Genomic DNA, 16,890 nt, shown 5'->3' on the forward strand with positions numbered 1-16,890 from the left:
GACGGAGAAGTCGCGCGGGCAGCCGAACCGGTGGTCACCCCACCTCGACGCTCAGCCCCTCCAGCCCCCGGATCACGAAGTTCGGCTTCCTCACCGGCTCCGCCGCCAGGCTCAGGGTCGGGGCCTGCCGGAGGAGGGCCGTCATCGACGCCGCCAGCTCCATACGGGCCAGGGGGGCGCCGATGCAGTAGTGGATGCCCGCGCTGAACGAGATGTGCGGGTTGTCCCGGCGGGTGAGGTCCAGGCGGCCGGGGTCGGGGAAGACCGCCGGGTCGTGGTTGGCGGACCCGAAGAGCATGGCGATCTCCGAACCCCTGGGGATCGTCGTGCCGCCGATCTCCACGTCGTCCAGCACCCAGCGTTCGAAGAGCTGGAGCGGGGTGTCGTAGCGCATCAGCTCCTCGATCGCGGACGGGATCAGGGAGTGGTCGGCGCGCAGGGCCGCCAGCTGGTCCGGGTGGCGGAACAGGGCCCACCAGCCGTTCACCGTGGCGTTGACCGTCGCCTCGTGACCGGCGTTGAGGAGCAGGACCGCGGTGGAGATCATCTCCTGCTCCGTGAGCCGGTCATCCTCGTCGTGGGCCGCGATCAGACCCGAGATCAGGTCCTCCCCCGGCGCCTTGCGGCGGGCCGCGATCAGCTCCCGCAGGTACTCCGAGAACTCCACCGACGCCCGCACCGCCCGCGCCGCCGTCTCCTCGGAGGGACTCAGTTCGTACATCCCGCAGATATCCGCCGACCACGGGCGCAGCTGTCCCCGGTCGGCCTCCGGGATGCCCAGCATCTCGGCGATCACCGCCACCGGCAGCGGCTCCGCGACGTCCGCCAGCAGATCGCCGCCGCCGTTGCGGACCAGGGCGGCCACCAGGTCGTCCGCCAGCCCGCGCACATACGGCTTCAGGCGCTCCACCGTGCGCGGGGTGAACGCCTTCGACACCAGGCGTCTGATCCGGGTGTGGTCCGGCGGCTCCAGGTCGAGCATGCCGTGGTCGTTGAGGGTGTGGAACGGCTCGTGCGCCGGCGGGGGCTGGGTCCGGCCGAAGTCCTCGTGCGAGAAGCGGTGCTGGTACGTCCGGCCCAGTCGGCGGTCGCGCAGCAGCGCCGAGACGTCCGCGTGCCGCGGGACCAGCCACTGGTCGGTCGGTTCGTACCGCACCACCCGGCCGTGTGCCCGCAGCTGGGCGTAGGCCGGGTACGGGTCCGCGAGAAACGCCGGGTCCCAGGGATCGAACGCGAGGTCGACGGTGCCTGCCATGCCGGGACGCTAACGCGCCGCCCCCGCGTCTGACCAGGGGCCCCCTCGTCCGCGAGGGGGCGCACCGTCAGCCGGGGGTCACCAGGCGGGCCTCGTAGGCGAACACCGCCGCCTGGGTGCGGTCCCTGAGGCCCAGCTTCACCAGGATGCGGCTCACATGGGTCTTGATCGTCGACTCCGCCACCACCAGCCGCCCGGCGATCTCGGCGTTCGACAGGCCCTGCGCGATCAGCACCAGGACCTCCGTCTCCCGTTCCGTCAGTTCCCCGTACGCCGCCTGCGCCGCCGGCATCAGGCGTGGCGCCTCGGACAGGCGTGAGAACTCCGTGATCAGGCGTTTGGTGACCGAGGGGGCGAGGAGGGCCTCGCCGGCCGCCACCACCCTGACGCCGTCGGCCAGTTGGCGGGCCGAGGCGTCCTTCAGCAGGAAGCCGGAGGCTCCCGCGCGCAGTGCCTGGTACACGTACTCGTCCAGGTCGAACGTCGTCAGGACCAGCACCTTCGCCGTGTCGTCCGCCGCGACGATCTCCCTGGTCGCCTCGATACCGTTCAGCTCCGGCATGCGGATGTCCATCAGGACGACGTCCGGGGCCAGTTCACGGACCCGGTCCACCGCCTCCCGGCCGTTGACGGCCTCGCCGACGACCTCGATGTCCGGCATCGCGTTCAGCAGGACGGAGAAGCCCTCGCGGACCATCATCTGATCGTCGGCGATCAGTACGCGGACCGTCATGCCCCGTCCTCGATCGCGGTGACCGCCGGCACCGGCAGGAACACCGTCACCTCGTAGCCGCCGTCGGCCGTGGGGCACGTCGTCATCTCTCCGTTCAGCATGGAGACGCGCTCCCGCATGCCCGTGAGGCCGTGCCCGGCACCGGGCGAGGCCCTCACCAGGTGCGGGGCCGGCGGCGGGCCGTTGACGATGCGCAGGCCCAGGCCGCCGAGGACGTACCCGATCTCCACCCGCGCACCGGCGCCCGGCGCGTGCCGCAGCGTGTTGCTCAGTGCCTCCTGCACGATCCGGTACGCCGACAGCTCCACGCCCTGCGGGAGTTCGCGGACCGCGCCGGTCACCGCCTTGTCCACCTCCAGGCCGGCCTCCCGCACATTGGCCAGCAGCCCGTCCAGGTCGGCGAGGGTGGGCTGCGGGGCGTCCGGGGCCTCGTAGTCCTCCGCGCGGACGACGCCGAGGACCCGGCGCAGCTCGGTCAGGGCCGCCACCGCGTTCTCCCGGATGGTCGCGAACGCCTTCTCCAGCTCCGGCGGCGGGTTCTGCACCCGGTAGGGCGCGGCCTCCGCCTGGATGGCGACCACCGACATGTGGTGGGCGACCACGTCGTGCAGCTCACGGGCGATGGTCGTGCGCTCCTCCAGCAGCGTGCGCCGCGAGCGCTCCACCGCGGTCACCGTCTGTTGCGCGCTCACCTCCTGCTGGGCCTGCCGGCGTATGTGCCGGACGGTGACGGCCAGCAGGACCAGCGCGGACAGGATCAGCATCGGGCCCACATCGCTGCCGTAGTGCTCCCAGCCGAAGGCGGCCTCGGCCCAGAAGCCGTACAGCGCGGTCAGCGCCCACATCCAGGCCGCCGTGCGCGGACGGGTGCGGATCGCGACGACCGTCAGCACCACCAGGTGGGAGACGAAGCTGCTCGGCAGCCACGGCCATGCGGCCCAGCTGTCGCTCCAGGCGATCGTGGTGACCGTGGTCGCCGCGAGCGACAGCCAGAACGCTCCGGCCGGACGCACCAGGGTCAGCAGGACCGGGACCAGCGCCAGCAGCGCGCACACCACGGCCGACGGGCCCGTGTGGTTGTTCGCGAGGGCGATGAGCGCCGCCACCCCGCCGGCGGCCGTGACGGTGGCGTGCGGGGCCCAGACCGCGTACTCCTTGGTGCGGCCGGTCAGGTGGCGGCCGATCGGGCCGTCGGTGGTCGCGGGGGGCAGCGGGCGGTAGGCGAAGGCGTCGTGGAACAGGTCCTGCCACAGCCCGCGCAGGGCGTCCGCGGCCAGCCGGAACTCGGGGCTGCGTGGTCTGCCCGCCGCCCCCGGCGGTGTCGTCTGCGTGTGCGTCGTCTCGGTCACGTGCCACACGGTAGGGCGCGGGCGGGGCGCGGTCGTCCCCTCGCAGGGGGGGTCCTGGGGCGTCCCCCTCAGGTACTACGGGTCCGCCGGACTCAGTATCCGGACGGGCGCACCAGCCCCGACTCGTAGGCGAAGACCGCCGCCTGGGTGCGGTCCCTGAGGCCCAGCTTCACCAGGATCCGGCCCACGTGCGTCTTCACGGTCTGCTCGGCCACGACCAGCCGCCCGGCGATCTCGGCGTTCGACAGGCCCTGCGCGATCAGCGCCAGCACCTCCGTCTCCCGTTCCGTGAGGTCGCCGACGCGCTGCTTGAGCGGGGCCCGGGGCGTGCCGTCCAGGCGGGAGAACTCGGCGATCAGACGGCGGGTGATGCCCGGGGCGAGCAGGGCGTCACCGGCCGCCACGACCCGGACCGCCTCGGCGAGCTGGTCGGCGGAGGCGTCCTTGAGCAGGAACCCGGAAGCTCCCGCGCGCAGCGCCTCGTACACGTACTCGTCCAGGTCGAACGTGGTCAGCACGAGAACCTTGATGTCCGGATGGCCGGAGGTGATGCGGCGGGTGGCCTCGATGCCGCCGAGTTCGGGCATCCGGATGTCCATCAGGACGACGTCCGGGAGCAGTTCGGCGGTCCGGGCGATCGCGTCCCGGCCGTCCACCGCCTGTCCGATCACCTCGATGTCCGGCTTGGTGTTGAGCAGCACGGTGAAGCCCTGCCGGACCATCTGCTGGTCGTCGGCGATGAGTACGCGGATGATGCCGCTCGTCATGGGGTCTGTTCTCCTGTCGGGGGCGGGTCGGTCGGGAGCGCGGGCGGGGTGCCGTCCCGGGGGAGGAAGGCCGAGACGGCGAAGCCGCCGTCCGGGGTTCCGGTGGCGGTGACGGTGCCGCCCAGCATCGTCGCCCGCTCCCGCATGCCGAGCAGCCCGTGTCCGGCGCCCGGGGAGGGCGGGACGGGGCGGCGCGGGCGGGAGTTGGTCACGGCCAGGCGCAGACCGTCCCGCAGGTGCGTGACCTCGACGCGCACCCGGGAACCCGGCGCGTGCCGCAGGGCGTTGCTCAGCGCCTCCTGCACGATCCGGTACGCCGACAGCTCCACGCCCGGGGCGTAGGGCCGCGCCTTGCCCTTGACCTCGGTGGTCACGTCCAGGCCCGCCGCGCGGGTGTTCTCGATCAGCGCGTCCAGCCGGTCGAGCGTGGGCTGGGGGGCGTCCGGGGCCGTTCCGGTGCCGGGATGGCCCAGGCCGTAGGGGTCCTCGGGGTTCTCCGAGCGCAGCACGCCGAGCACCCGGCGCAGCTCGGTGAGCGCCTCCAGCGCGTTCTGCCGGATGCCCGCGAGGTTCTCGACCAGTTCCTCGGGCGGGTGCTCGACGAGGTGCGGGGCCACCTGGGCCTGGATGGAGATGACCGACATGTGGTGCGCGACCACGTCGTGCAGCTCCCGCGCGATACGGCTGCGCTCCTCCAGCAGGGTGCGGCGGGCCCGTTCCTCGGCGGTGAGGGTGGTCTGCTCGACGAGTTCGGCGCGCGCCTCCCGACGGCCGCGCAGGGCGCTGCCGAGCACCACGACGACCGCCGACAGCACCACCGCGAGGACCCCGGTGGGCTGGTACGGCCCCCCGCCCCACACGCCCTGCAGGAGGTAGGTGACCAGCGCGGTCAGGGCCAGTGCCTCGACCGACACCCGGGTGCGTACACGCAGCGCGAGCAGCAGCAGCACGAGCAGGTGCGCGACGATGCCGGCCGCGGTCCACGGCCAGGTGAACGCCACCCCGCCCACCGTGCCGAGCTTGCCGTGCACGGCGACGGCGCCCACCACGGTTCCCGCCATGGACAGCCACCAGCCCGCGATGGGCCGCCACAGCGCGAGGACGACCGCGCCGCCCTGTGCGAGACCGATCGCGAACGCCGGTCCGGCGTCCAGACGTCCGTTGTCCCCGAGCTGCGCCACACCGCCGACCGTGACCCCGAACGCGGCCAGGCACAGCAGGCCGTGCGGCAGCCAGCGCATCCACACGGAGGCGGGCAGCGGATCCGGCCGGACGGTCCACAGGTCGTCGCGGATCACCCGCAGCCAGCGCCCCGCCCAGCCCGCGAGCATCCCGAACACCCGGCGACCCCCCGTTCCCGTCACGCGGACCACCCTAGACACGGCGCACCACCGGTGCAGCCTCCCGGTCCGCGGTCCGGTGCACCCGGACCACCGTGGAGCGCCCCCGCGCGCCGGAGACCGGGCGACGACGGCGGGCCCCCTGCTCGTGGGCACGGAACGCGGTCCAGCACAGGGCCAGGACCAGCGTGAACACCGGGAGCCAGACCAGCCGGGCCGCCACCCAGCCCGGTCCGTCGGGGAGCGTGTGCAGGCCGGGGAGGCGGCCGGCGAGCAGCGCGGTGGCCGTCGTGGCCATCAGAGCCGTCTGGTGCCACAGGAAGATCGTCATCGCGGAGAGGTTGACCAGGGCCACGGCCGCCCAGGCGAGCGGACGGCACATCGCCCGGCGCAGCCGGTCGCGCACGAGCAGGGCCAGACCGCACTGGGCCACGCCGAAGGTCACGGCCGCAAGGGTCGGCGGGTTGAGGTTGGAGACCGTGGCGCCGGGGACACCGACCATGGACGCGGGGTAGCCCGCCCCGATCACGAGGGCGGCCGTGGCCGTCGTACCGCCGAGCAGCAGCACCCAGGCCGCGCGCCGGGTGTCCAGCTCGCCACGGGCCCAGGCGGCGCCCAGCGTGTACGGGACCAGCCAGCCCGCCGCCAGGTTGACCCAGCCCAGCCAGGTGGGGCCGGCGTGCAGGCCGAAGCGGAGGACGTCCACGTGCAGGACGACGGCCAGGGGCCAGAGCGGGTTGAGGCGGGCGACGAGGGGGGTCGCCGCCGTGAGGGCGGCGAAGACCAGCAGGAACCACAGCGGGGACAGGGCCAGTTTGACGAGCGTGTGCAGCGTGTCGAAGGGGGCGCCGGTCAGCAGCAGGGCCGTCGTCGCCACCGTCCACAGGACGAGGAGGGCGAGGACCGGCCGGAGCAGGCGGGTCAGGCGGCTGCGCAGCCATGCGCCGTACGGCACGCCCCGGGCGGCGGCCGAGGCGTGGCCGCGGGTCGCCACATGACCGCCGACCAGGAAGAACACGGCCAGGGTCTGGAAGACCCAGGAGATCGGGGCCAGCCACGGCATGGGCCCCAACGGGCTCGCCGTGCGCAGCGCGCCGTCCTCCGCGACCAGGGCGGTGACCAGCCAGTGGCCGAGGACGACACCGAGGATCGCGAAGGCACGCAGCGCGTCGACCGCGCGGTCCCGGGAGGCGGGTGTGGCGGCGTCCACGCGGTGGGCGCCCTGGCGTATCGCGTGCAGCGCGCGGCGCGGGGCGCTCGGGGCCGGCTCAGGCACGGGTCACCTCCGCGGTCTCGCCGAGGGTGATCCGGGCCAGGTTGGCGAGGGAGGTCGAGCCCGGGGTGAAGTAGCCGCTGTGGTCGGCGTCGGCCGCGTCGAAGACCCGGGCGCCGAAGGCGCGGGAGACCGGGTCGGTGCCGAAGCCGACGGTGGTGATCAGGAGGTCGGCGCGCAGGTGCGGTACGTGGGCCACCCAGTCGTCGCTGCCGCGGGCCGCCCAGACACGGGCGGGCGTGTGCAGGCCGGCGGCGGTGTCGGCGCCGGTGCCGGGGCTGCCGACGAGGGCGATGTCGTCGACGTCCAGGCCCGCGGCGGTGCGGCCGCAGACGACCGAGCCGTAGGAGTGGCAGAGCAGGGAGACGTGTGCCCGGGCGGGGGCGAGGGCGTGCACCTGCCGTACGAGCGCGCGCAGAGGGGGCGCGGCCCGCTCGGCGCGGGTCGGGGTCGCCACCGTGGTGCTGACCGTGCCCGGGGTGCGGTAGCCGAGCCAGGCGATCACGGCGACGCGGGTGCCGGTGGGGGCGCGGTGCGTGAGGTCGTCGTGGAGGGCGGCCGCGGCGCGGTGGAAGCGGGCGTAGGTGTCGATGGAGGTGTCGGAGCCGGGGACGAGGACCGCCACGTGATCGGCGTGCGGCAGGTCGCCGAGGACCTCCGTGGCCAGGCCGGGGCCTCGGCCGTCGAAGGAGAGGAGGTGGCGGGAGGGGGCGGCCAGGGCGCGGTCCGCGGCGGCGCGGTGTTCGTCGCCGTGGGCGGCGGCCATCCGGGCCGCCTCGGTGGCGTTGGCCCGGTTCGCCTCGTACGCGGTGTGCAGGGTCGCCGGGGTGAGGGGGGCGGCGAGGGTGGCGGGGGGCGGGGCGGGGATCTCGGGGCGGGCCGCGCCGGAGAGGGGGACGACCAGGGCGGCGGTGAGGAGAGCCGGGAGAAGGGCGCGACGCCAGGCGCGGAGCCAGGCCTTCGGCCGGGTTCGTGTTTCTGCCCGCACCCCCCGTGCCGCTCCCGTCGCCGGCTGCGGCGGGCCCTCGTGGGGCGGATTCACCGTCGGCGGCTGCGGGTGCGTGATGTGCGGCGGCGCTTGCCCCATGGTCGGCTCCCCTTCGGATCGCCCGGCCATCGGGCTTGTCCGACAAGGAAGTTAGGAAGGGGGACGGGTCGTCGGCGTCCCGCCAGGGAGCTGTCCTGAGCGGTAGCTCTCAGGTATGACGGGTATGACCGGGTCCCGGTCCCACGGCGTGGACCGGGCTCCTCACCAGGCCAGTTGGGCGATCTCCTCCGCCACCACCGCGCACGCGTCCGCCGCCGGGTCGATCAGCGGGAAGTGGCCGACGTCCTCCAGCAGCGTCAGGCCCACCACCTCGCCGGCCTTCGCCGCCGCGTCCGCGTACGACTCGGCCACCGCCTGCGGCACCACCAGGTCGGTACGGCCCTGGACCAGCGTCGTCGCGATGCCCGTCGGGAGGAGGAGCGCGGGGTCGGCATACGCCTGACGCTCGGCGAAGTGGTCGTGGCCGCCCAGGAGTTGCAGTGCCGCGTTGCCGCAGACGTCCAGCTTCTCCGCCACCGCGAGGTCCGCGATCGGGGCAAGGGCGACGACACCGCGCAGGGGGGCCGGGCCGTCCGTGCGCCACGGGGCGCCGGCCGGAAGGACATGGCGGGCCGCGGCCCACAGTGCGAGGTGGCCGCCCGCCGAGTGGCCGGTGAGGACCGTGCGGCGGGGGTCGGCCCGCGGGAGCACTTCGCGGACCAGGGCCGGCAGGGCGTCCATGGCGGCGGCCACGTCGTCGAAGGTGTCGGGCCAGCGGCCGGCCAGGGGGGCCGGGGCGCCGGAGCCGGCCTCGGATCCCGAACTCTGCGCGGGGATCCGGGGGTCGCCGCCTCGTCTGTACTCGACGGTGGCCACGGCGAAGCCCCTACGGGCCAGGTAGTCCGCGAAGGGGGTGATGTGGCGGCGGTCGAAGCGGGCGCGCCAGGCTCCGCCGTGCAGGACGACGACCAGAGGAGCGAGGGGGGTGTCGGTGCGGGGGGCGTAGAAGTCGATCACCTGGTCGGGGTGGTCGCCGTAGGCGGCGGTGACGTCGGGGTCGACCGGGGGGTGCGAGAAGGCCGACTCCTCTTCGGCGGCGGCGCGGGCTGCTGCGGCGTCGTCCGGCATGCTCCAACCTCTCAGCGATGGAACGGGTTTGGCGATGTGGCGGACCAGGTGGAGATGTTCGTCGGCCGTTGGCGGGGACGGTATCAGGCCGGTGACGTGGGGGGATACGCGGAGGTGACGGAGGGTGAGGGATAAACGGTTCTGTACCGGCTGCGACGGCCGACGGCCCTACCGGACCGGCTCGTGGTACGAGGTGCCAGGGACGGGGCGCCCGGCGCGGGGGCGGGGCGGGGTTGCCCGCGGCCGGGGAGCCCCGAAGCCGACGGCACGGCGGCTCCAGGCGCCCCGCCCCTGAGCCCTCCCCTACGCCAGCACCTCCCCCAGAACCCGTGCCGCCCGCTCCACATCGGCGAAGCTCACGTACAGCGGGGTGAAACCGAAGCGGAGGACGTCCGGGTGGCGGAAGTCGCCCACCACCCCGCGGGCGATCAGGCGCTTCATCACCTCGCCCGCGTCGGCACACCGCAGCGCGACCTGACTGCCCCGCTCCCCGTGTGGTTCCGGCGTCACGGACTCCACGCGGCCGGGCTCCGTGTACGCGGACACGCAGCGCAGGAAGAAGTCCGTCAGGGCGAGGGACTTGGCGCGGACGGCGGCGACGGAGACGTCGTCCCAGACCTCCAGGGCCGCCTCCAGGGCCAGCATGGAAAGGATGTCCGGCGTGCCGACGCGGCCGCGCAGGGCGCCGGGCGCGGGGTCGTAGGACGGGCTCATGCCGAAGGGGTCGGCGTGGGAGTTCCAGCCGGGGAGGGGGGAGTCGAAGCGGGGTTGCAGGTCCCGGCGGACGTACAGGTAGGCCGGGGAGCCCGGGCCGCCGTTCAGGTACTTGTAGGTGCAGCCGACCGCCAGGTCGACCCCGTGCTCGTCGAGGCCCACCGGCAGCGCGCCCGCGCTGTGGCACAGGTCCCAGACCGCGAGCGCGCCGGAGGCGTGGATCGCGGCCGTCAGCGAGGGCAGGTCGTGCAGGCGGCCGGTGCGGTAGTCGACATGGTTGAGCAGCGCCGCCGCCGTACGGTCGGACAGCGCCGACGGCACCTCCGCAGGAGTCACCGCGCGCAGGGTGCGCCCCGTCAGACGGGCCGCCGACTCGGCGATGTAGCCGTCCGTGGGGAACGTCGTCGCGTCGACCAGGAGTTCGTCACGGTCGTCGTCCGCCATGCGGATCGCCGCCACCAGCGCCTTGAACACATTGACGCTCGTGGAGTCGCCCACGACGATCTGGCCCGGCGCCGCGCCGACCAGCGGGGCGATCCGGTCGCCGATCCGCTCGGGCGCGGTCCACCAGCCGCTCTCCTCCCAGGAACGGATGCGCAGTTCGCCCCACTGCCGGCGTACGACGTCCTCGACCCGCCCCGGTACGTTCGCCGGCAGCGCGCCGAGCGAGTTCCCGTCCAGGTAGACCACATCGTCGAGGACGAAGCGGGAGCGCAGCGGTGCCAGTTCGTCGGCCGCGTCCAGCGTCTTCGCGAGCAGTACCGGTTCAGACATGGGACCTCGCCGTCCACAGCTCCGGGAACACGTTCTTGCGGGCGCGCTTCTCCAGCCAGGCCACACCGGCGGAGCCGCCCGTGCCGGGCTTGGCGCCCATCGCGCGGCGGGTGGCGACCAGATGGTCGTTGCGCCAGCGCCACACCAGTTCCGCCACGTCGCTCAACGCCTCCCCGAGCCGGGCGAGTTCGGCGTTCTGGTCACCGGAGTAGATCTCCGCCCAGACCGACTCGACGGCGTCCGAGGGCTCGTAGCGCTGGGCCACGTCACGGTGCAGGACGGACTCGGGGATCGCGTGGCCGCGGCGGGCGAGCAGCCGCAGCACCTCGTCGTACAGGCTCGGCTCGTGCAGCGCCTTCTCCAGTTCCGCGTGGACGCGGGGGGCGCCGCGGTGCGGGACGAGCATGGACGCGGACTTCTCGCCGAGCAGGAACTCCAGGCGCCGGTACATCGCCGACTGGAAGCCGGAGCCCTCGCCGAGCGCACTCCGGTAGGAGTTGAACTGCGCCGGGGTCAGCTGGCCGAGCGGCTTCCAGGAGGCGTTCAGCGCCTCCAGTTCCCGTACGCAGCGCTTCAGGGCGGCGATCGCCGTCGGGACGTCGTCCGAGCGCAGGGCCTGCGCGGCCGTCTCCCACTCGTGGACGATGACCGTGAACCACAGCTCCATGACCTGGGTGGTGACCAGGAAGACCATCTCTCCGGGGTCGTCGGAGAGGGTGTGCTGGAGGTGGGTGAGCACGTCCGCCTTGACGTAGTCCTCGTACGGCGTCGTACCCGCGAAATCGAGATGCGGGGTCTCGGGCTCAGCGGCCTCGGAAGGGGGGTGAGCCTTGTGGGACATCGCTGTCTCCTGTTGTCGATCCGGGTAGCGGTCCGCCCCTGCCGATGCCGGCACGGGGGCCCCGGTCCCCACCTGGAATCCTCCGCAATCCCATCGGATACGGCAAGGCCCGCCTGCTGCCAGACGGGCCACACCGGTACCTCCCGCGGGGGTCAGCCCAGGGTCTGGGCCGCCGTCGGGGAGGAGTCCTTCAGGAACTGCGTGCAGCGCTCGTACTCCTCCTGCTCACCGATGGCACCGGCGGCGCGGGCGAGGCCGTGCAGGGCGCGCAGGAAGCCGCGGTTGGGCTCGTGCTCCCACGGGACCGGGCCGTGGCCCTTCCAGCCGTTGCGGCGCAGCGCGTCCAGGCCACGGTGGTAGCCCGTACGGGCGTAGGCGTACGACTCCACGACCGCGCCGCGCTCGAACGCGTCGTCGGCCAGCTGGGCCCAGGCGAGGGAGGAGGTGGGGTGCTTGGCGGCGACCTCGGCCGGCGCGGTGCCCTGGGCGAGCAGCTCGCGGGGCTCCGGGTCGTCGGGCAGGTGGGTCGGGGGCGGGCCGCCGAGGAGGTTCTCGTGAATCGTCATGGCTTCAGTTTCTCGCACGGCTGCGTGGACGAGCGCCCCGAAGGGGTGCGGCGAACCGCGTGACCGGCCGCACCCGACCCGCATGCGTAAGCCGGCCCTAACCACCCGGCCGCTGCCCCTCCAACGGCGGTGTCGTCACATGGCCGTGGGTCCGGCACTGCGGGCGGCGGCACCCGGGGGCCGGCCGGCGGACCAGCGCGAAAGCCAGCACCGAGCCCAGCAGCAGCGCCCCCGCGCAGATCGGCATCGCCCGGTCGAAGGACCTGTCGAAGGCGGCCGGGTCGCGATACGCCTCCGGTCCCATCCCCGCCAGCAGCGGGAGCGCCGCCACCGCCACCAGGCCCGCCGCCCGGGCCGCCGCGTTGTTGATGCCGCTGGCCAGGCCCGCCCGGGCGGTCTCCACGGAGGCGAGGACCGTGGCCGTCAGCGGGGCGACCAGGGTGACCATGCCGGCGCCCATCACCAGCAGCGCGGGCAGGACGTCCGTGAGGTAGTGCGCGTCCGGGCCGACCCGGAGCATCAGCAGCATCGCCACCGCGCAGAGCAGGGGGCCGACGGTGAGCGGCAGGCGGGGGCCCGTGCGGTCGGCCAGGGCGCCCGAGCGCGATGAGAACAGCAGCATCAGGACGGTGGTGGGCAGCAGGGCCGCACCGGCGGCCAGCGGCGAGTAGCCCGCGACCACCTGGAGCTGGAGCGCGGTCAGGAAGAAGAAGCCGCCGAAGGCCGCGTACACGCACAGCGTGACCAGGTTGACGGCCGTGAACTGGCGGGAGGCGAAGATGTCCGGCGGGAGCATCGGGTCGGCGCGGTGCTTCTCGACGTACAGGAAGGCCAGGGCGGAGGCCAGGCCCGCCGCCCCGGTCAGGGCCACCGCCAGGGAGCCGGCGCGGGCCTCGATGAGCGCGTAGGTCAGCAGGGCGAGGGCCAGGGCGCCCAGGGCCGCGCCGAGGACGTCGAAGCGGCCGTGGGACCGGTCTCCCCCACCGGCGGCTTCGCCCGAGCGGGAGGTGCCCCCGGCGGATTCCGGTACGTGCCGGAACGCGACCGGGACGCACAGCAGGGCCAGCGGGATGTTCAGCAGGAACACCCAGCGCCAGCCGGGGCCGGTGACCAGCCAGCCGCCCAGGAAGGGGCCGACCGCCGCGCCGATCCCGCCGAAGCCGGACCACAGGCCGACGGCCCGGCTCCGGTCGTCGGGATGGAAGGAGGCCTGGATGAGCGCGAGGGAGCCGGGGGTGAGGAGCGCCGCGCCGATGCCCTGCAGAGCGCGGGCGGCGATGAGGATGCCGGGGGTCGGGGCCAGGCCGCACAGCAGCGAGGCGGCCGCGAACCACACCACCCCGAGCGTGAAGATCTTCCGTCGGCCGTAGAGGTCCCCGAGCGAACCGCCCAGCAGGATCAGACCGGCCAGCGTGACCATGTACGCGTTGACCGTCCACTGCAACACGGCGAGGCTCGCGTCCAGGTCGCGGCCGATGCGCGGAAGCGCCACGTTGACGACGGTGGAGTCCACCATGGCCATGCTGGAGCCGAGGACGGTGGTCAGCAGGATCCACTTGCCCTGGGGCGAGGCCAGCCGGACATCGGGCATGCCCTCAGGTATACAGCGGGCCCGGCGCCGTAGACAGCCGCCGGGCCCCCCGAGAGGTACCGCTTACTTGATCTTGTTGCCCGCCGAGCGCAGGTGCCGGGTGGCCTCGACGACGCGGGCGGCCATGCTCGCCTCGGCGAGCTTGCCCCAGGTGCGCGGGTCGTAGGTCTTCTTGTTGCCGACCTCGCCGTCCACCTTCAGGACGCCGTCGTAGTTCTTGAGCATGTGGTCGGCGACCGGACGGGTGAAGGCGTACTGGGTGTCCGTGTCGATGTTCATCTTGACCACGCCGTTCTCCAGCGCGGTCAGGATCTCCTGCTCGCTGGAGCCGGAGCCGCCGTGGAAGACGAAGTCGAACGGCGACTGCTTGCCGAACTTGGCGGCGACGCCCTCGTTCAGCTCCTTCAGCAGCTCGGGGCGGAGCACGACGTTGCCCGGCTTGTACACGCCGTGGACGTTGCCGAAGGAGGCGGCCAGCAGGTAGCGGCCCTTCTCGCCCAGGCCGAGGGCCTCGGCGGTGCGGATCGCGTCCTCGACGGTGGTGTAGAGGGAGTCGTTGATCTCGTGCGAGACGCCGTCCTCCTCACCACCGGTCGGGGTGATCTCGACCTCGAGGATGATGTTGGCGCGGCGGGCCTGCTCCAGCAGTTCCTGGGCGATGGCCAGGTTGTCGGCGAGGGTCTCGGCGGAGCCGTCCCACATGTGCGACTGGAACAGCGGGTTGTTGCCGGCCTTCACGCGCTCCTCGGAGAGCGCGAGCAGCGGACGTACGTACCCGTCGAGCTTGTCCTTCGGGCAGTGGTCGGTGTGCAGCGCGATGTTGACCGGGTACTTCTCGGCGAGGATGTGCGCGAACTCGGCGAGCGCGACGGCGCCGGTCACCATGTCCTTGCTGTACTGGCCGCCGAGGAACTCGGCACCACCGGTCGAGATCTGGACGATGCCGTCGCTCTCCGCCTCCGCGAATCCGCGCAGGGCGGCGTTCAGGGTCTGGCTCGAGGTGACGTTGATGGCCGGGTAGGCGAACTTGCCTGCCTTCGCCCGGTCGAGCATCTCGTTGTAGACCTCGGGGGTTGCGATGGGCATGGTCCGCTCCTTGAGTGTGCGGGTCGGCGTTCTGCGTACTACGGCCCTGACCTAGACCTGGGGTGTGACGTCATCGTCGTCCCCATCTTTCCAGACATGAACCGATGGTCCATGCGCCGGTCAAGTCCAGGTCGATCCGGGTCGTCAGTCCAGACCCAGTTCATCCTTCGAGAAGGCGAACCGGTACGGAACGCCCGCACCGGCCTCGATCTTCTCCGCGGCACCGGTCGCCCGGTCCACGATGGTCGCGACGGCGACGACCTCCGCGCCCGCCTCACGCACGGCCTCCACCGCGGTCAGCGGGGAGCCACCGGTGGTGGAGGTGTCCTCCACGACGAGCACCCGCCGGCCCGCGATCTGTGGCCCCTCCACCCGGCGCTGCAGCCCGTGCGCCTTGGCCGCCTTGCGTACGACGAACGCGTCCAGCTTCTTCCCGCGCGCGGCGGCGGCGTGCAGCATGGCGGCCGCGACCGGGTCGGCGCCCATGGTGAGCCCGCCCACCGCGTCGAACTCCAGGTCGGCGGTGAGGTCCAGGAGCACCTGGCCGACCAGCGGGGCGGCCTCGCCGTCGAGGGTGATGCGGCGCAGGTCGACGTAGTAGTCGGCCTCCAGACCGGAGGAGAGGGTCACCTTGCCGTGCACCACGGCCTTGTCCTTGATCTGCTGCAGCAGCGCGCCGCGTGTGCCCGGCGGCATTGCTTCGTTGACGTCCGTCATGCCGACCAGCTTAGAGCGGCCGCCAGCTCCAGGTGGTCGCCGCCTCCAGCGGCTCCAGCGGGGTGACCAGGCGCGGGAGGGTGTTCAGGCCGTTGGGCGGCCCGGTCTGCGGCTCCACGCAGACGGCCTCGGCCTGCTCGTCGTAGACGACCACCCACTCCTCGCGGCTGGCCACCTTCAGCTGCAGCTGTCCGGGCCAGGTGAGGGTGACGTCGACGCCGCCCGGCATGCCGAAGCAGTCGTCCCAGGGACCGGGCCTCGGGTCGACGCGGTTGCCGGTGGGGAGGTGGTCGGCGCCGCGCTCCTCCTGCCAGGCGGGCTTGAAGTCCAGCTGGACGTCCTCGCCGCCGAGGTTGCGGTGGAACCACGGGTGCCAGCCGATCTGCGCCGGGAAGGAGTCCTCGTACGTCTCCACGGACATCGTCAGGGTCAGGCTGTCCTCGGCGAGCGCGACGATCTGGGTGACGCGGCCGGGGTGCGGCCAGGGGTCGACCAGCTCGTACGTCATCACGGCCTCGTTCTCCGAGAGGCGCGCGGTGTGCCAGCCGCCGTCGCGGGCGGTGCCGTGGATGGCGTGGGGCGGGGAGTTGAGCGGCATCTGACGGACGGTGGCGCCGTCCAGGAAGCGGCCCTCCCGGATCCGGCCGCACCAGGGCACCATCGGGAAGCAACCGAAGCGCTCGCCCTGTCGCAGCAGCTCCACGCCGCCGATCCGCAGCCCACCGATACGGCCGCCGTTGCCCGGCCGCACGCTCACCTCCGCGTCGCCCGCGGTCAGCGTGATGTCGTCGTTGCTCACGCCACGACCCTACTGGGGCGATCAAGACGGCGTTGCCGTACGGCGGCCTGTACGTCCGTGTGGCGGCCGTCGGGGTGCGGCCCGTCCACGGCTGCTCGAACAGGACCTAGCGGCGTCGGCGCAGAGCGCGGCCGACGACGATCGCCGAGGCGAGCGCGAGGGCCGCGGCGGGGGCCGCCCAGCGCAGGGCCTGGTTCGCGCCGAGGGTCTGGGGGGCCGGTACGGGGGCGTAGCGGCCGCGCGGCGGGGCGTGGTCGACCTCCTCGGCGCTGCGGCCGATCATCGTGCGGCGCGCGTGCGCCGCCTCGGCGGGGGGTTCACCGGTGTCGGCGAAGTCCTCGGTGAGACGGTCGGCCGCGTCGCCGCCGTCCTCGGCCTCGTCGATCTCGTCATCGGCCCCGGGGTCCAGGGAGGGCGGGGGCACCTCGGTGTCGAAGACGGAGGCGGGCGGTTCCTGGGCCTCGCCCTCCGCGACCGGCGGCTCCCCCGCTTCCGCCAGGCTCTCCACGAAGCGGTGCAGCAGCCTCGTCGCCGCCGAGGTCACCGCCTCCGCCGGCAGCTCCGTGATCCGCCCGTCCGCGTCCGCCGTGCCCTCGACGGTGACGGTGGAGCCGCCGTCGGTGCCGGCGAGGCGCAGGGTCAGGGCGAGCTTGACCGAGCCGGTGCCGCGGGCCTCGGTGGCGTCGCCCTCGACGGCGTACGTGCCGTCCTCGCGGGCCACCACCCGTACCGCTCCCCGGTAGGTGACGGAGTGTCCGCCGACGCGCAGCTTCAGCCGCCCGGCGACGGGTTCGGCACCGGCGTCCTGCTGCAGGCCGGGCACCGCCCGGGCGACGCGAGCGGGGTCGGCCAGTGCCGCTCTGAGCCGCTCGGCGGGAACCGGGACGAAGACCTGGTGCTCCATGTCCGCTGAGCCTACCCAGTCGCGGC

16 protein-coding genes are annotated in these 16,890 nt (G+C 73.5%); all 16 read right to left on the bottom strand.

Going from position 1 to position 16,890, the window contains the following annotated elements; translation table 11 throughout:
• Nucleotides 1-34: 34 nt before the first annotated feature.
• A complete protein-coding gene (locus ACGFRF_RS14320) occupies nt 35-1,255 on the bottom strand; it encodes a cytochrome P450 (protein ID WP_393739612.1) in 1,221 nt (406 codons plus the stop codon).
• A gap of 67 nt (nt 1,256-1,322) precedes the next feature.
• Nucleotides 1,323-1,988: a response regulator gene (locus ACGFRF_RS14325; RefSeq protein WP_393739614.1), complete on the bottom strand. Its 666-nt coding sequence runs from the start codon at nt 1,986-1,988 to the stop codon at nt 1,323-1,325.
• Nucleotides 1,985-3,337 (bottom strand): sensor histidine kinase, encoded by a 1,353-nt coding sequence (locus tag ACGFRF_RS14330; protein WP_393739616.1) that lies wholly within the window; start codon nt 3,335-3,337, stop codon nt 1,985-1,987. Before ACGFRF_RS14330 ends, ACGFRF_RS14325 begins: the two co-directional genes overlap by 4 nt.
• 92 nt (nt 3,338-3,429) lie before the next feature.
• Nucleotides 3,430-4,104, bottom strand: a complete 675-nt coding sequence (locus ACGFRF_RS14335) for a response regulator (RefSeq protein WP_393739618.1) — start codon at nt 4,102-4,104, stop codon at nt 3,430-3,432.
• Nucleotides 4,101-5,486 carry a sensor histidine kinase gene (locus ACGFRF_RS14340; RefSeq protein WP_393739620.1) on the bottom strand — a complete coding sequence of 462 codons (1,386 nt, stop codon included), beginning with the start codon at nt 5,484-5,486 and terminating at the stop codon, nt 4,101-4,103. Before ACGFRF_RS14340 ends, ACGFRF_RS14335 begins: the two co-directional genes overlap by 4 nt.
• Nucleotides 5,479-6,720: an acyltransferase gene (locus ACGFRF_RS14345; protein WP_393739622.1), complete on the bottom strand. Its 1,242-nt coding sequence runs from the start codon at nt 6,718-6,720 to the stop codon at nt 5,479-5,481. The genes ACGFRF_RS14340 and ACGFRF_RS14345 overlap by 8 nt, the downstream gene beginning before the upstream one ends.
• On the bottom strand, nt 6,713-7,804 hold the full coding sequence (locus tag ACGFRF_RS14350) for an alpha/beta hydrolase (protein ID WP_393739624.1): 1,092 nt from the start codon (nt 7,802-7,804) through the stop codon (nt 6,713-6,715). Before ACGFRF_RS14350 ends, ACGFRF_RS14345 begins: the two co-directional genes overlap by 8 nt.
• A 162-nt stretch (nt 7,805-7,966) precedes the next feature.
• Complete coding sequence (locus tag ACGFRF_RS14355; protein ID WP_393739626.1) at nt 7,967-8,872, bottom strand: alpha/beta hydrolase; 906 nt, start codon at nt 8,870-8,872, stop codon at nt 7,967-7,969.
• A 303-nt stretch (nt 8,873-9,175) separates the two neighbouring features.
• Nucleotides 9,176-10,360 (bottom strand): kynureninase, encoded by a 1,185-nt coding sequence (gene kynU, locus ACGFRF_RS14360; protein ID WP_393739628.1) that lies wholly within the window; start codon nt 10,358-10,360, stop codon nt 9,176-9,178.
• A complete protein-coding gene (locus tag ACGFRF_RS14365) occupies nt 10,353-11,201 on the bottom strand; it encodes a tryptophan 2,3-dioxygenase family protein (RefSeq protein ID WP_393739630.1) in 849 nt (282 codons plus the stop codon). The genes kynU and ACGFRF_RS14365 overlap by 8 nt, the downstream gene beginning before the upstream one ends.
• A gap of 152 nt (nt 11,202-11,353) precedes the next feature.
• The gene (locus tag ACGFRF_RS14370; RefSeq protein WP_393739632.1) at nt 11,354-11,767 is read right to left on the bottom strand and encodes a DUF3151 domain-containing protein; all 414 of its coding nucleotides are present in this window, start codon (nt 11,765-11,767) and stop codon (nt 11,354-11,356) included.
• 97 nt (nt 11,768-11,864) lie between these two features.
• Nucleotides 11,865-13,358: an MFS transporter gene (locus ACGFRF_RS14375; protein WP_393739634.1), complete on the bottom strand. Its 1,494-nt coding sequence runs from the start codon at nt 13,356-13,358 to the stop codon at nt 11,865-11,867.
• A gap of 63 nt (nt 13,359-13,421) precedes the next feature.
• Nucleotides 13,422-14,444 (bottom strand): class II fructose-bisphosphate aldolase, encoded by a 1,023-nt coding sequence (gene fbaA, locus ACGFRF_RS14380; RefSeq protein ID WP_393739635.1) that lies wholly within the window; start codon nt 14,442-14,444, stop codon nt 13,422-13,424.
• 144 nt (nt 14,445-14,588) lie between these two features.
• On the bottom strand, nt 14,589-15,161 hold the full coding sequence (gene pyrE / locus ACGFRF_RS14385; RefSeq protein WP_393739637.1) for an orotate phosphoribosyltransferase: 573 nt from the start codon (nt 15,159-15,161) through the stop codon (nt 14,589-14,591).
• A 10-nt stretch (nt 15,162-15,171) separates the two neighbouring features.
• A complete protein-coding gene (locus ACGFRF_RS14390) occupies nt 15,172-15,960 on the bottom strand; it encodes an aldose 1-epimerase (protein WP_393739639.1) in 789 nt (262 codons plus the stop codon).
• A gap of 106 nt (nt 15,961-16,066) precedes the next feature.
• Nucleotides 16,067-16,864: an SRPBCC family protein gene (locus ACGFRF_RS14395; protein WP_393739641.1), complete on the bottom strand. Its 798-nt coding sequence runs from the start codon at nt 16,862-16,864 to the stop codon at nt 16,067-16,069.
• Between the last annotated feature and the right edge of the window lie 26 nt (nt 16,865-16,890).

The organism is Streptomyces sp. NPDC048521 (assembly GCF_043199855.1).
In the GTDB taxonomy this organism is placed as follows: Bacteria; Actinomycetota; Actinomycetes; order Streptomycetales; family Streptomycetaceae; genus Streptomyces.